The 15,125-nt window shown below is 33.3% G+C and carries 7 protein-coding genes; 5 read left to right on the forward strand and 2 right to left on the reverse strand.

Annotated features, from left to right (window positions below; genetic code table 11):
• Positions 1-167 precede the first annotated feature (167 nt).
• The 3 genes from ACR0QS_RS04295 to ACR0QS_RS04305 all read left to right on the forward strand — a co-directional run bounded on the left by ACR0QS_RS04295 (position 168) and on the right by ACR0QS_RS04305 (position 9,775).
• Positions 168-1,169 carry a hypothetical protein gene (locus ACR0QS_RS04295; protein WP_432632209.1) on the forward strand — a complete coding sequence of 334 codons (1,002 nt, stop codon included), beginning with the start codon at positions 168-170 and terminating at the stop codon, positions 1,167-1,169.
• Between the two features lie 177 nt (positions 1,170-1,346).
• Entirely contained in the window at positions 1,347-7,100 is a 5,754-nt protein-coding gene (locus tag ACR0QS_RS04300; protein ID WP_432632210.1) for an alpha-2-macroglobulin family protein, read from the forward strand.
• 71 nt (positions 7,101-7,171) lie between these two features.
• Positions 7,172-9,775, forward strand: coding sequence for a hypothetical protein (locus ACR0QS_RS04305; protein WP_432632211.1), 2,604 nt, complete (start codon positions 7,172-7,174; stop codon positions 9,773-9,775).
• Positions 9,776-9,802: 27 nt separating this feature from the next.
• Here the strand turns inward: ACR0QS_RS04305 and uvrB are convergent, their stop codons facing one another.
• Positions 9,803-11,836 carry an excinuclease ABC subunit UvrB gene (gene uvrB, locus ACR0QS_RS04310; protein ID WP_432632212.1) on the reverse strand — a complete coding sequence of 678 codons (2,034 nt, stop codon included), beginning with the start codon at positions 11,834-11,836 and terminating at the stop codon, positions 9,803-9,805.
• A gap of 166 nt (positions 11,837-12,002) precedes the next feature.
• Between uvrB and ACR0QS_RS04315 the strand changes: the two genes are divergently transcribed.
• A complete protein-coding gene (locus ACR0QS_RS04315) occupies positions 12,003-13,196 on the forward strand; it encodes a sensor histidine kinase (RefSeq protein ID WP_432632213.1) in 1,194 nt (397 codons plus the stop codon).
• Entirely contained in the window at positions 13,189-14,526 is a 1,338-nt protein-coding gene (locus tag ACR0QS_RS04320; protein WP_432632214.1) for a sigma-54-dependent transcriptional regulator, read from the forward strand. Before ACR0QS_RS04315 ends, ACR0QS_RS04320 begins: the two co-directional genes overlap by 8 nt.
• A 35-nt stretch (positions 14,527-14,561) precedes the next feature.
• Here ACR0QS_RS04320 and ACR0QS_RS04325 read toward each other — a convergent pair whose 3' ends face one another.
• On the reverse strand, positions 14,562-15,026 hold the full coding sequence (locus tag ACR0QS_RS04325; RefSeq protein WP_432632215.1) for a PTS sugar transporter subunit IIA: 465 nt from the start codon (positions 15,024-15,026) through the stop codon (positions 14,562-14,564).
• Between the last annotated feature and the right edge of the window lie 99 nt (positions 15,027-15,125).

Here is a 15,125-nt window from a genome sequence, read left to right on the forward strand (position 1 = left end):
AATATAAATAAATTCATTTTTTGATAGAAATATATCTATTGTCATATTCACTTTGCATGCATTTGGCAAGTATTATAAAATTTTTTACTTGACTTTTCTAAAAAATTTGTTATACTATTAGTGTAAGGTTTAAAGAACCTGAAATTTACTAAAATAAGGAGTTAATTATGATTAACACAAAAGTATTAAAATTTTCAAAACGAATAGCTATTATTTTATTGGTAGCGGCATTTAGTATCGTAGGTATAGTTGCCTGCGGAAATACGGAAGATATTAGCGGTAGCGGCAACGGAAGTTTTACTCAAATACCAGAAACGCCAGTCCCAGAAAAAACAGGACCTTTAACTACCGACTTACCTTCTTTTGGTTTGGATTATAAAACGGATATATCTACAAAAAACCCAGAGACGCCTACAACTGAAGATTTTCCTGAAAACACAAAATATGAGATATACGCTCCTTTTATTACGCCAAAGGGAAATTATCTAATTGTAAGCTATTTGGATACGAATAGTTTGAACGATATGTGGAAAAAACATATAACAAGAGCGGGTAGTAACGATAACATAAGATGGGTTATAAGAGACGGCGATAACCGTAAAACGAATCCTAAAGATGGAAACTATTATTATTTCAATAAGAATGCGGATATAGTTCATTCTGGAAATTATGCGAACGGAATAAAACTTAAAGAATTCGTTGGAGGAGTAATAGTAAAATATAATCAAGATTGGACGGGAACAGTTTCTGATGTTTGGACTATAGGCGGACTTTACAAAACTGTATTGAATAAAGACAGCAATAATTCTGCAGGACGACAAGGTTATGGTAAATATAATAATAAGAACCTTAACGAGTTTATGAGAGCTGCTCATAATCGAGAAGAAGGCGATTTGTCTATCATGCTTATGAATGTAGGTTATGCTTCTGTTGATGACAGATATAACTTTATGTTCAGCTACGAATTCGGAGTTGACGAATATTACAGCTTCCTTAAAACGGATAATAACTATAGGAAAGACGCGTCCTATTTCATAGGTAAAAATCCAAGTTCATATTATGACACTAAATTGAATGCGAAAATTAACCATTCAGGAAATTTAAATAGTTATAACTTTAGATTTATTATGACTGAAGCTGAAAATTGGTGGTTGACTTTGGTGCCATAAGATTATTAGTTAGCGAGAAAATTAGATTATAGTTTAAAACTATATATAATTTGTTTTGAAACTTTGGGCTTGCTCGTGAGGGCAGGCTCTTTTTTATATTTACTTAAAATTTATTTATATTATAATATCTAAAATAAAATAACAAAAAATAAAAAATTCAATTTTAAGGATTAAAAAATGAAAAAAATCATATCAAAAATTATTTGTCTATCAATGTTTTTATTTGCGGGAAGCGATTTATTTAGCGCCGTAACAGTAGACAGAACATCGCCAATCGGAGAGAATACAAGCAGATATAATTATGACGCGATAACCGTTTCTTTCAATCAGCAAATGGTTAATCTCCAAACTATAAAAGAAGTAACGAACGAATATTTTTCTTTTAATATCGATATTAAAGGTTCTTATAGATGGATTTCGGTTAATACTTTGGCTTTCTATCCATCCGAAACTTTGCCCGACAATACTAAAATAGAAGCGACTCTAAAAAAAGGAATAAAAAGCGAAGTAAGCGGAGAGATTTTGGAAAACGATTATACTTGGCAGTTCAATACTTTAAGACCGATAAGAGAAAAAAGTTCTCCTTATAACGAACAGAGAGATATCGCAACCGATGTAAATATAGTCGTTTATTATAATATGCCTATTTATTTGCAAAGCGCGAAAGAAAAAATTAAATTAACGAACGGAAGCGGAAAGAATTTTGATTTCGATATAAGATACGCGACAACGAACGATTTAAGATTTTGGGAGATAGACGAATACGATTTAAGGCAGGTTTTGGTATTGAGTCCGAAAGAAGAATTCGATAAAAAAGATATTATAACCGTTAGTATAGATTCTGGACTTGCGGCTATTGACGGAGATTTGGGAAGCGCCGAAAATAATAGTTTTAATTTCCATATACATGATAATTTTTATTTAAGCGAAAAATATAAAGAACAAACGGTAACCGCGTCATATTCTCCCGAGCCTCCTCGAATTAATTTTTCCACAAAAGTTTATTGGGCGGATTTGATAAGAAATATTGAAATAACTCCTCAAATTCAACTTCCATCCGAAGAGGATTTGGCGGACGATATTTGGAATACAAAAGATTTTTCATTATATAGATTAAGATTCAATCCTAATATTCAATATACGATAAAAATAAACGAAAATCTTAAAGATATTTACGGGCAGACTTTGGGAAAAGAAGAAACTATTATTTTGAATGTCACCGATTATAATCCGAGAGTTTCTATTCCTTCTGGCATGGGAATTGTCGAAGCATACGAAGGAATAAAATTTCCAATCGAAGTTATCAATCCAAATCCTATAACCGTTAGAAGCAGATATGTCGATAAAGACAATATAATTCCGTTTTTATTCGTTAATAAAGATGTTCACCGATATGACGAATCCGCGGAATTTAGAAATTATACTAATAGTTATAGAAGATTATTTGGCTATAATGCAGAATCTACTTTTCAAGCGAATGTATCAAGAAACAGATATACCACGACGGCTTTATATTTAACAAATTATATGAATAATAATAAATTCGGTTTGCTTGCTTTGAATTTCAAAACTATAGTCGGCTACGATAAAGACGATTATGAAACTTCTTCGCAAATTCAAATTACGGAGATGGGAGTGACGGGAAAATTCTCTGGCGATTCCAATACGATTTTTGTAACCGATTTGAAAACTGGAAATCCTATTGCGGGCGCTCAAGTGGAAATTAGAGACGATTTTAATAATATTTTAGCGACTGCGACAACCGACAATAATGGAATAGCGACAACAAAAGGTTTCAGAGATTTAAATATAAAGAGAGTGAGCAGATGGAGTTCTCCGAGACAATGGGCTATAGTGACTAAAGGAGACGATATTTCATTTATAAACAGCGATTTTGGAACGGGAATATCTCCTTGGCGAATGGATGTGAATTACGATTATTATCAAAGCGATAAAGATTATAACGGAGCGATGTTTACAGAAAGAGGACTCTATAAACCGGGCGAAGAAGTTCATATAAAGGGAGTTGTGCGCGAAAATAAAATTGGAAATTGGCAAATTCCGAGCGGATTAACCAACGCAATATTTACGGTTGATAATTCGCGCGGAGACGAAATATTAAAAGGCAATGTAAGTATAAACGAATTCGGTTCTTATTTGATAGATTTTACTCTTCCCGTTGACGCTCCTACGGGCTATTATAATATTCAAGTTGATTTTATTGACGAAAACAATAAAAATGTAAACAATGAAGACGAAAACAAATTATTTACTTTATATCAAAGTTTTAGAGTGGAAGAATATAAACCTCTCGAATTTGAATCTCGACTATGGGTTGAAGATAAAAAATATTTTTTGGGCGATTCTATGCCTATAAAAATGTCGGGCTGGTATTTATTCGGCGAACCTATGATTTCAAATTCTGTCGATTATAATATTTCAATAAGAGAGACTTTCTTTATTCCTCCAAATAACGCGGGATTCAGATTCACAAAATTAAGCTGGTTTGAAGACGATTATTACACCGATTATTATTCCACTTTGGCTACGGGAACGGGAGCTTTGGACGGAAACGGAGAATATAGCTATAATCCGAAAATTGACGCGAGTCGTTCGATTCATTCGGGAAATGTTTTGATAGAATCTACCGTTTTGGGAGAGGATTCTCAAAAAGTAAGCGCGAGTAAAAATGTTCTGGTTCATGGAAGCGATTTTTATATAGGAATAAAGCGGCAGGGATATTTTCTTGAAACGGGAAAAGAAACTCGACTCGATTTTATAGCCACAGACCCCGAAGGAAACAGACTAAACAGAAAAAGAATAGAAGTTCAAATTATAAGAAGGCATTGGGAATCGGTAAGAAAGGCGATAACGGGCGGAAGATTTCAATGGGAATCGAAACAAATAGACGATATTATCGAAACGAAAACTATTACAACGAGAGCCGATAATCCTGTGCCATATACTTTTACTCCTACAAATTCTGGTTTATATATTGTGACGGCGAGAGCAAAAGATTCGGCAAACAGAGAAGTCGCCGCTGACGAATATATGTATGTTATCGGAAACGATTATGCCGCTTGGGCTATGTTCGATGACGATTTGCTCGAACTTATAACCGAAAAAGAGGAATATGTTCCGGGCGAAACGGCTCGTATAATGGTAAAATCTCCTTACGAAAACGCTACCGCTTTGGTTACAGTCGAAAGAGAATTCGTAATCGACAGTTATATTACCAATTTGGAAGGAAGCGCGTCTTTGATAGAAGTTCCGATTAAAAAAGAATATTTGCCTAATGTTTATATCGGAGTTTCTTTGGTTAAGGGCAGAGTAGAGGACGAATCTTATACAAATTACGCGACTGACGAAGGAAAACCTTCATTTAAAATAGGCTATGCGGGAATTTCGGTTTCGCCAAGAGAAAAAGAGCTTAATGTAAAAATAACGAAATCGCATGAGACGAGAGAGCCGAGAGAAGAGATGACGGTTGATTTATATGTGGAAACTAAAGAAGGGCAGGCTATGGAAACGGAAATTATGTTGAGCGTAGTCGATTTGGGAGTTTTAAATTTAATTGGGTATAGAACTCCGAATTGGTTTAACACTTTCTATGGACCGAGACCTTTAAGCGTTGCGAGTGCCGACACGAGAATACATTTGATAGGGCAGAGAAATTACGGAGAAAAAGGCGATATCCCGGGCGGAGACGGAGTTTTAGAATCTGCAAATATGCTCGCAAAAGCTTCGCGAGATATGGGAATGGATATCTTTAGTATAAGAAAGAATTTTTTAAGCACGGCATTTTATCAGGGAAGAGTAAAAACCGATTCGAGCGGAAAAGCTACGGTTACTTTTAATTTGCCCGACAATATTACATCTTTTAGAATAATGGCTTCGGCTGTAAATAAAGACGGATATTTTGGAGCTTCGGACGATGTCGTTGTAGTTAAAAAGAATTTGATGCTTATGCCGACTTTACCAGAATTTGCCTATGTGGAAGACAGATTCAAAGCGGGAAGCTTAATTTATAATTATTCTAATGAAGATTTGGAAATTGAAATTCAAGCGGTTGGCTCTAATGTGAATATAGAAAACGCGATTCAAAAAATAAATGTCCCAAAAGGAGGAAACGCCGATATAAGATTCGATATAATAGCGACAAATAGAGGCGAGGCTAAAATTACGATTCTTGCAAAAGGCGGAGAATATACGGATGCGGTTGAAAAAACTTTTGAAGTAAATATTCCTATGACAACGGAATCTGTGGCAATGTTTTCGAGCATGACTAACGACAGCTTGAATATCGGAATGAGAATTCCTAAAGATTCGGAAGTTTATTCTGGAGCGGGAGAGCTTAATGTTTATATGTCTCCGAGCGCGTTCAGTGAATTGAGCGGAGGTTTGGAATATTTAATGAATTATCCTTATCTATGTTTAGAACAGCAGCTTTCAAGAATCTATCCAATAATAACAAGCAAAAGATTAATTGTCGACATGAAATTAACCGACAGAACGGAAGAAGATTTGGATAAAACCGTTGAAGATTTCTTGAAAAATATGCCTTCCTATCAAACGGCGGACGGGGGATTTGCATATTGGACGAGCAAAACTTGGGTATCTCCATGGCTTACCGCTTACGCGGCGGAAACGATGATAAAGGCTAAAAAAGAAGGTTATCAAATAGACGAAAAATCTTTAATTTTGGCTTTGGAATATCTTAATCATTACGCGAAAAGCGGAGATGCGGAAAAACCGAATTTCTGGGATGACGAATATATTAATTTGTCTTCGATAGCTTATATTTCTTCGGTTCTTGCAGAGGGAGAATATGATTCGAGAGAGGTTAGAGCGATAATAGACAGATTATATCCTCAAATAGGTAATATTCCATTTTACGGGCAGGTTCAATTAATGCGCGCGATGTATTATAACAAATACGGAAATGTTGCGATTAATAGAATTCGTCAGTATATTTTAAATGCATTAAAAGAAGATTCAACAACTGCGCATTATGAATTGGAAGAAAAATATTCTAATTTGTATTGGATTCATTCTTCGGCTGTTAGAGATACTTCAGTAGCTTTGGGTTCTTTAATAGAAATCGGTTATGATAATCCTATAAACGAGAAAGTCGTTCGCTGGCTAATTCAAACGAGAAAAAACGGAAGATATTTAAATACGCAGGATAATGTCGCCGCGTTTTCTTCAATGAATTTATATTTCAAAAAATATGAAAGCGTCAATCCTAATTTCAAAGCGGAATTTATCTTTCAAGGAAAAACTTTACTTGCGGAAACTTTTTCGGACAGAACAAATCCGAGCATGACAAAATCTTACGCTCTCGAAGAATTCCAAATCGAGAGATTCAGTAATGCAAACTCCAAATACGAAAACGCTATTATAAGAAGAAACGGAGACGGCAGACTTTATTACGTAGTTCGATTAAAATACGCTCCGAGAGATTTAGCCGTTAATAGAGACGCTGGAATAAAAGTCGAAAGATATTACGAAACAAAGGACGGAAAAAGGCTTGATTTGACGAAAGACAAATTCAAACAAGGCGAGGAATATGTCGTTATCGTAAAAATTACCGCTCCTTATGAGAGGAGATTCGTAGTTGCGGATGTTCCGATAGCGGGCGGAATGAGAATATTAAATTCAAGTTTTGAAACCGAAAGTAGCGAGATAAAAGATATAACGGGAAACTATAGCGAAAGATGGTGGGGCGGATTTAATCATACGGAAAATTATAACGATAGAGTTTTGCTATTTGCCGACATACTCGATAAAGGCGAACATGTTTATAAATATGTGGTTAGAGCGGCGACTCCGGGAGAATATTTGCTTCCAGCGACTAAAGCGGAAGAAATGTATAATCCAGATATATTCGGTTATGACGGACAGCATAAGATTATTATAGAGGCTAAATAATGACTTATGATTTAAATATCGTTGAAGAATAATTGACGCCAGAATAAAATTGTGGAAAAGGAATTTTTAAAATGAGTTACGATTTAGAATTAAGAGAAGAAGAGTTAAAAAATAAAATCTCGGAAGATTATTTTAAGAATTTCGATTCCACACAAATAATAGAACAAATCGATTTTTCTATCGCAAAAAAAATCCAAACGACTAAACATTTGAACAAACAAAAAACTTTTGATAGTAAAGATTTCGAGGCTGAATATTATTTATGGGCGGAAGCAAAAAAAGGAAAAAATCACAATATTTACGAATCCTTTATTCAACTTATCCTCACAATCGGGAAAGGAAGAATTTTCGATAAACATTTGCCACCTTCTTTTTTGGGCGCTTTCGATGCGGAAAAAATTGCCTTTCTTCCTTACTACAAAATAATGGATGTCTTCTCTCAAAGCGATTTCAATTGGAATGTGACGCCTTCAAATCATAATTCTAAAGAGTTTAAGCAGCTTTACAAATTAGTAAAAGAAACTTTGGAAGCGGAAAGTTTTATTTATAAATTCGGTTCGGACGATAAAGAGATTAAAGATTTTATTGCAAATAATTTTGGGAAGAATGATAATAATTTGTCGAAAGTTCAAATCGATAAAAATAATTTCGTTAATATTTATTCAAAGTGGCTTTTTTCTGTAAAGAGTTCGATTTCTGTCGATTGGGATAAAGCGAAGCAAAGCGGAATAATCGATGCCGATTTTTATTTGGCAGATTTATTAAGCGAAAATAATTTGACTTTAATTAAAAAACTTTTCGTTATTTTGAAAAGTGACCATTATGAGCTTGAAAGAAATATTGATAAGATGGGATTTCTAATAAGCAAGACCGCGCATTTTTACGATAAACAGAAAGCGCATAAAGATTTTTGGAAGAAATATCAGCGTCCTCCGAAAGAAGAATATTGGGATTATATTATCAATAGGCGAGATTTACTCGTTCCTCCAGATATACGTTCTCGCAAGGGTTCGTTTTTTACTCCGCATATTTGGGCAGAAAAGTCGCAGGAATATTTGGCTTCGGTTTTGGGGAAGAGATGGCAGGAGGAATATCATATTTGGGATTTGGCTGCTGGGACGGGAAACTTGCTTGCTGGGCTGACTAATGTAAATAATATTTGGGCATCGACAATCGACCAGGCGGATGTTGATATTATGCTTGCGCGATTGAGGAGCGGTTCTGGAATGTTTAGAAATCATATATTCAAGTTTGATTTTTTGAATGATGATTTTTCTAAATTGCCGAGAGAATTGAAGAGAGTGATTGACGAGAATCCAGAAAAATTAATTATTTATATAAATCCTCCTTATGCGGAAGCGGGCGACCAAAAGCAGGCTACGGGAACGGGAAAAAATAAAACGAAAGTTGCGACATTAGGCAAAGTTTACGAAAAGTATAGCGTTGAATTAAATTTAGGACTTTCAATAAGAGAAATTTTCACTCAATTTTTTATTAGAATTTATAAAGAAATTCCAAATTGTATTTTAGCTTCGTTTTCAACTTTAAAATATGTCAATTCGAGCGGTTTTATAAATTTCAGAGAAGAATTTAAAGCGAAATTTTTAAAAGGTTTTATTTGTCCCGCAAATACTTTTGATAATGTTCAAGGCAATTTTCCAATCGGCTTTTTGATTTGGGATACTTCCAAAAAACAAAAAATAAAAAGCGTTAATGTGGATATTTTCGATGAAAAAATAAAACGACTGGGAAAAAAATCATTTTCTTCAAATACCGCTAATAAAAAAAAATTAACGATAACTCAATGGATTACAAGCTATGAACAGAATGGAGAAATTCTTGGATATACGGGAAATAACGGACCCGATTATCAAAATAATAAATTCTTAAAAATTTCCAGCATTCAAACTAAAGTGGCAAGCGGAAATTTAAATAATGCTACAAAATATAAAATAACCGCTACTAATTTAATTCCGATTTCTATTTATCTATCCGTTCGATTATGCATTGACGCGACTTGGATAAATAATCGAGACCAATTTTTATATCCAAACGATAAATGGGAAGAGGATAAAAATTTTCAAAACGATTGTTTGGCTTTTACTTTATTTCATGGGCAAAATCGAATTACTGCGGAGTCGGGAGTTAATCATTGGATACCCTTTAGCGAGAGAGAAGTTGGAGCAGAGGATAGTTTTGATTCGCATTTTATGAAAGAATTTATAGACGGGAAAATTAGTCGTCATAAACAAAGCGATAAAAATAAAATTGATTCCTTCGCTATCGCTCGGAATGACGATAAAGATAATAGTCATTGCGAACGCGCTAAAGCGGGCATGTCGCCAAGTGAAGCAATCCAAAATGATAATCTATTTGACAATAAAAATTTCATTCCTACAAAACCGCTTAAGTTTTCAAAAGAAGCGAAAGATGTTTTTGAAGCTGGTAAAAAGTTATGGAGATATTATCATACAACGGGAAGTTATATTAATAATAACGCATCATATTATGATATTAGGAAATATTTTCAAGGAACGGATTCAAACGGAAGAATGAATAATAAAAGCATTGACGAAGAATATAATAAATTGATAAAAGATTTAAGAGATAAAATGGATATTTTGGCGAAGAAGATTAAACCGAAGATTTATGAATACGGTTTTTTGAGGGACTAAAATTTATCGTTGTTTTTATCGTTAAAATTATTTTATTTTCACTTTACTAATTTTACTTTTATTTTTACTTGACGATTTCAAATTTTTTAATTCGTTTATTCTTTCTCTAATTTCTATCGCTTTTTCAAATTCCAAATTGTCGGATGCTTTTTTCATTTCTTTTTCAAGTTCTTTTATATAATTTTTGCTTTCTTTTTTAGGGTCTATTTTTACTTCATCGTTGAATCTTCTAAAATCAAAATGAAGTTCGTAAGAGGTTTCTACTTTATCCTCACGCTCTATTATATCTTGTATTTTTTTTACGATTGTTTTCGGAGTAATATTATTTTCTTCATTGTATTTTATTTGCTTTTCTCTTCTTCTATTCGTTTCGTCAATCGCCACTTTCATCGCATCGCTAATCGTGTCCGCAAACATTATTACTCTTCCGTTTGCATTTCTTGCAGCTCTTCCTATAGTTTGAATAAGCGTTGTAGTATTTCTTAAAAATCCAGTTTTATCGGCATCCAATATCAATATCAAAGAAACTTCTGGAACATCGAGTCCTTCTCTTAAAAGATTAATTCCAACCAAAACATCGAATTCTCCGAGCCGCAAATCTCTTATTATTTCGACTCTTTCAACCGTATGAATGTCGGAATGCAAATATCTCGTTCTTATATTATGTTCGTTTAAATATTTCGTTAAATCTTCCGCCATTTTTTTAGTCAAAGTGGTTATAAATATTCTTTCGTTTCTTTCTACTACTTTTTGTATCTCTTCGATTATTTTATCAATCTGTCCGTCTATCGGATAAACTTCTATCACTGGGTCAAGAAGTCCTGTGGGTCTTATTATCTGTTCTACTACATGTCCGCTCTTTTTTATTTCGTATTGTGAGGGAGTGGCGCTTATATATATCGTGTCGCCCGTTAGTTTTTCAAATTCTTCAAAAAATAAAGGTCTGTTATCCAAAGCCGATGGGAGTCTGAATCCGTATTTTACCAAAGTCTCTTTTCTGCTTCTGTCTCCGTGAAACATTCCTCTTATTTGCGGAACGCTTACATGCGATTCGTCTATAACGGTTAAAAAATCTTCAGGAAAATAATCTATCAAACAGGCGGGACGCTCTCCTTCGTTTCTGCCCGCCAAATGACGAGAATAATTTTCTATTCCCGAGCAGTAGCCGACTTCTTTAAGCATTTCCACATCGTATTTTGTTCTTCCGTATAATCTTTCCGCTTCTATAAGTTTTCCTTCGCTTTGAAATTTATCGTATTGTTCTTTAAGTTCTTTTTCTATGAGTTTGATTCCTTTGTTTAATTTTAATTCTCCCGTGACAAAATGTTTCGCAGGATAAATTACGACTCTATCCTGTTCTTCGATTTGTTTTTTCGTTATCGGATTTATTTTTGTGATTCTTTCAACCGTATCGCCGAAAAATTCTATTCTTATAACTTCGTCCGAATAAGCGCTCATTATTTCCAAAGTGTCGCCTATGACTTTGAATTTTGCTCTCTCCAATATGTCTCTCGTTCGCTCATATTGTATCGAAACTAATTTTTCAATAATCGTATCTCTGTCGTATTCTTCGTCTTTTTCTACCGCTATATATAATTGTCTGTAATCTTCAGGCGAACCTAATCCGTATATGCAGGAAACTGAAGCGACTATTATCACATCTCTTCTTTCAAGAAGCGAAGTCGTAGCCTTAAGTCTCAATCTGTCAATTTCATCGTTAATCGAAGCGTCTTTATCAATATACAAATCTTTTGCGGGAACATAAGCTTCTGGCTGATAATAATCATAATACGAAACGAAATATTCAACCGCATTACTCGGGAAAAAATCTTTAAGCTCTCTATAAAGCTGCGCCGCCAAAGTTTTATTATGCGAAAGAACGAGAGTAGGGCGATTTACTTTTTCTATAACATTTGCGATAGTGAAAGTTTTTCCGCTTGCCGTAACACCGAGCAATGTTTGATATTTATTTTTATTTTCAAGCCCTTTTACTAAATTTTCTATAGCCTGACTTTGGTCACCAGACGGTTTGAAATTCGATTCTAATTTAAAACTTTTCATAATATTTTTTATTGATTTATAATTTTCAAATCTTAAAATTGATTATTAGAGTTTATAATATAATTTGTTTAAAGTAAATAATTCAAGCGAAATCTTTCAAATGATATTATTTTTATCATAATATAAAACTATTGAAAGTTTTTTATATTTCTAATATACTTTAAAAATGAATAGGGCAAATCAGTTTTTCGATAAATTTTTAAAGAACTTCGATAAAGTTTCGGATAATGAAAAGAAAAGAATATTTGAAAGGTTATCCGATTTATGCTATTCTCAAAATACGATTATAGAAAATTTGGAAGAGGGAATTATTTCAATCGACATAAACGGAATAATTCAGGGAATAAATAAAAAAGCCTGTTTTCTATTTTCAATTCCAAGAAACTGCGAAAACGAACCTCTTTCAAAATATTTATCCGACAGCGAAACGGGAAAAATAATTTTGGAGCTAATTAAAGAAAACGATTCGGATACCAAATTATTAAGAGACGATGACAATAAAAGAATTCTTCAAATAAATATTTTTCCTTTGGGAGAGAGCGGTAGAATAATAGGAACTTTAATAAAGGCTTTCGATATAACTCAAACTTACGAAAATTCCCAAAAACTTAAAAGAGCCGAGCAGTTGGCTTCGCTTACCACTTTGGCGGCGGGCGTGGCGCATGAAATAAAAAATCCTTTGGGTTCTATTTCAATATATATTCAACTTATCGAAAAAATAATTAAAAAAAATATCGACAATTCCTCTCAATGTTTTGCCGAGTTAAAAGATTATTGCGCAATTATAAAAGAAGAAATCGGAAGGCTCGAAGATACGATTAATTCTTTTTTATTTTCGGTTAGAAAGCTGGAACTTAATTTGGAAGAAATAAATATCAACTCTTTAATTTTATCGACAATCGATTTTTTGAAATACGAAATTGAAAATAATAATATAAATATGGAAATTAAATTCGACAGAGACAATTTGATAATGCGAATTGACGAAAGATATATTAAACAGTCTTTAATAAATATTATTCAAAACGCGATTGATTCTATTTTGGAAAAAAACGAAAAAAAATATAAGAAAGAAATTCAAATAAAATTAAAAACTGTCGACAATTTTGCTTTGATAATCGTAAAAGATAACGGAATCGGAATAAAAGAAGAACTGCTTCCAAAAATTTTTGAGCCTTATTTTACCACAAAAAGACATGGCACGGGACTCGGACTCACCAATGTCGCTCGAATAATAGAAGCTCATAACGGAAATATAAATATAGAAAGCGAATACGGAAGAGGAACGAAAGTTATAATAAAACTTCCTTTGCTTCAAGAAAATCAAAAATTTTTAAAAACGGATTTATTATATGGCTAAAATACTAATAATAGACGATGAAAAAAATATAAGAGACGGAATAAAAAAATCTTTGGAATACGAAGGTTATGAAGTCGCAACCGCAGAAAACGGAGATAAAGGAATCGATATAGTTTATAAAGGCGGAATAGATTTGGTTATTACCGATTTGAAAATGCCAGAAAAAACGGGAGAAGAATTTTTAAAAGATGTTTTGGATTTTGACAAACATATTCCCGTAATAATTTTAACTGGACATGGAAATGTAGAAACGGCAGTCGATATGATGAGACTCGGCGCTTACGATTTCATGACTAAACCGTTTAATTTGGATAAAATGCTTTTAATAATAGCGCGGGCTTTGGAAAGTAAAAATATAAAGAAAACCAACGAAAGTCTTGAGAAGCGAGTCGATTATCATGAAAGTTTTTACGGGATGATTGGGCATAGTTCTAAAATGTTAAAAGTTTACGAAGCGATAAAACAAGTCGCAAGAACGAAAGCTACGGTTTTAATAGAAGGCGAAAGCGGAACGGGTAAAGAACTTGTGGCAAACGCAATTCATCAAATTTCCGACAGAGCGAAACAGCCTTATATAACGGTAAACTGTGTGGCGCTTTCAGAAGGAGTTTTGGAGAGCGAATTATTCGGACATGAAAAAGGCGCTTTCACGGGAGCGATTGATAAAAAAATCGGAAGATTCGAGGCGGCTAATAAAGGAACAATTTTTTTGGACGAAATAGGAGAGATTAATCAAACCGTTCAAGTCAAACTTTTAAGGGTATTGGAAGAGAGAGTAATCGAACATGTAGGCTCGAATACTCCGATAAATGTCGATATAAGAGTGATAGCCGCAACAAATAAAAAATTATCGGAAGAAATTAAAACGGGAAAATTTAGAGAAGATTTATATTATAGATTGAATGTTATCAAAATCGAAATGCCTCCTTTGAGAGAAAGACGCGAAGATATTCCGCTTCTTATAGATAATTTTATCAAAGAATTTTCCGCAGTTCATTCTATTGAAATTAAATCTGTCGATAAAAAAGTTTATAAAATATTGTCGTCTCTTCAATGGGAAGGAAATGTTCGGGAATTAAGAAATATGATAGAAACGATGGTTGTAATGTCGCGGGACGGAAAAATAGAAGAAAGCAATATTCCAGATTGGGCATTGAAATCGGATAAAGAAATTTTTTCGGTTGATAAAGATTTAACTTTGGAAGAACTTGAAAAAAAATATATCAATTATTTATTAGGCAGAAATAATTTTAATAAGGCTCAAGTTTCAAAAATTCTTGGAATAGAGAGAGCCACGCTCTACAGAAAATTAAAAGATTATAACGATTAAATTTTTTTATTTATTTAAATTTAAATATTTAAATTTTATTTTACTATAGTCATAATCAAATCGCCGACTTCAACATCTCTCGGTTCGGTTTTAATGCATTCTTTCAATTCGGTAAAATTTGAAATGATTATAGGCGAGGTTATATCGTATTCTTTTTCAACTTCTTCTTTTTCAAATTCGATTAATAAAGTTCCAGCTTTTACTTTATAGCCTTCTTTGACATGCGATTTAAAATATTTTCCTTGCAATTTAACCGTATCCATTCCTATATGTATAAGAATTTCAACTCCTTTAGCTTCCAAACCTATCGCGTGATTTGTGTCTATCATCGTTATCACTTCGCCGTCTATCGGAGAGAAAACTTTTCCGTCAGCGGGAATTATAGCCATTCCGTCTCCCAGCGCTTTGCTTGAAAACGCTTCGTCTTTTACTTCGGTTATGTCGATTAATTTGCCTTTTATAGGACTTTTTATTTCAATTTTTTTAGTGAATAATCCCATTTAATAACTCCGTTTATATTTATTAATTTTTTATTTTAATTAATTTAATGATAAAGATTTTAACATAAAAAATATTAATGTAAAGCCGAATATTAAAAA

Origin of the sequence: Brachyspira sp. (assembly GCF_050873525.1) — a bacterium.
In the GTDB taxonomy this organism is placed as follows: Bacteria; Spirochaetota; Brachyspiria; order Brachyspirales; family Brachyspiraceae; genus Brachyspira.

Bases quoted from the DNA above. Each gene is read 5' to 3' on its own strand.
- ACR0QS_RS04295 (WP_432632209.1), top strand. From the start codon at position 168: ATGATTAACACAAAAGTATTAAAATTTTCAAAACGAATAGCTATTATT.
- ACR0QS_RS04300 (WP_432632210.1), top strand. From the start codon at position 1,347: ATGAAAAAAATCATATCAAAAATTATTTGTCTATCAATGTTTTTATTT.
- ACR0QS_RS04305 (WP_432632211.1), top strand. From the start codon at position 7,172: ATGAGTTACGATTTAGAATTAAGAGAAGAAGAGTTAAAAAATAAAATC.
- uvrB (WP_432632212.1), bottom strand. From the start codon at position 11,836: ATGAAAAGTTTTAAATTAGAATCGAATTTCAAACCGTCTGGTGACCAA.
- ACR0QS_RS04315 (WP_432632213.1), top strand. From the start codon at position 12,003: ATGAATAGGGCAAATCAGTTTTTCGATAAATTTTTAAAGAACTTCGAT.
- ACR0QS_RS04320 (WP_432632214.1), top strand. From the start codon at position 13,189: ATGGCTAAAATACTAATAATAGACGATGAAAAAAATATAAGAGACGGA.
- ACR0QS_RS04325 (WP_432632215.1), bottom strand. From the start codon at position 15,026: ATGGGATTATTCACTAAAAAAATTGAAATAAAAAGTCCTATAAAAGGC.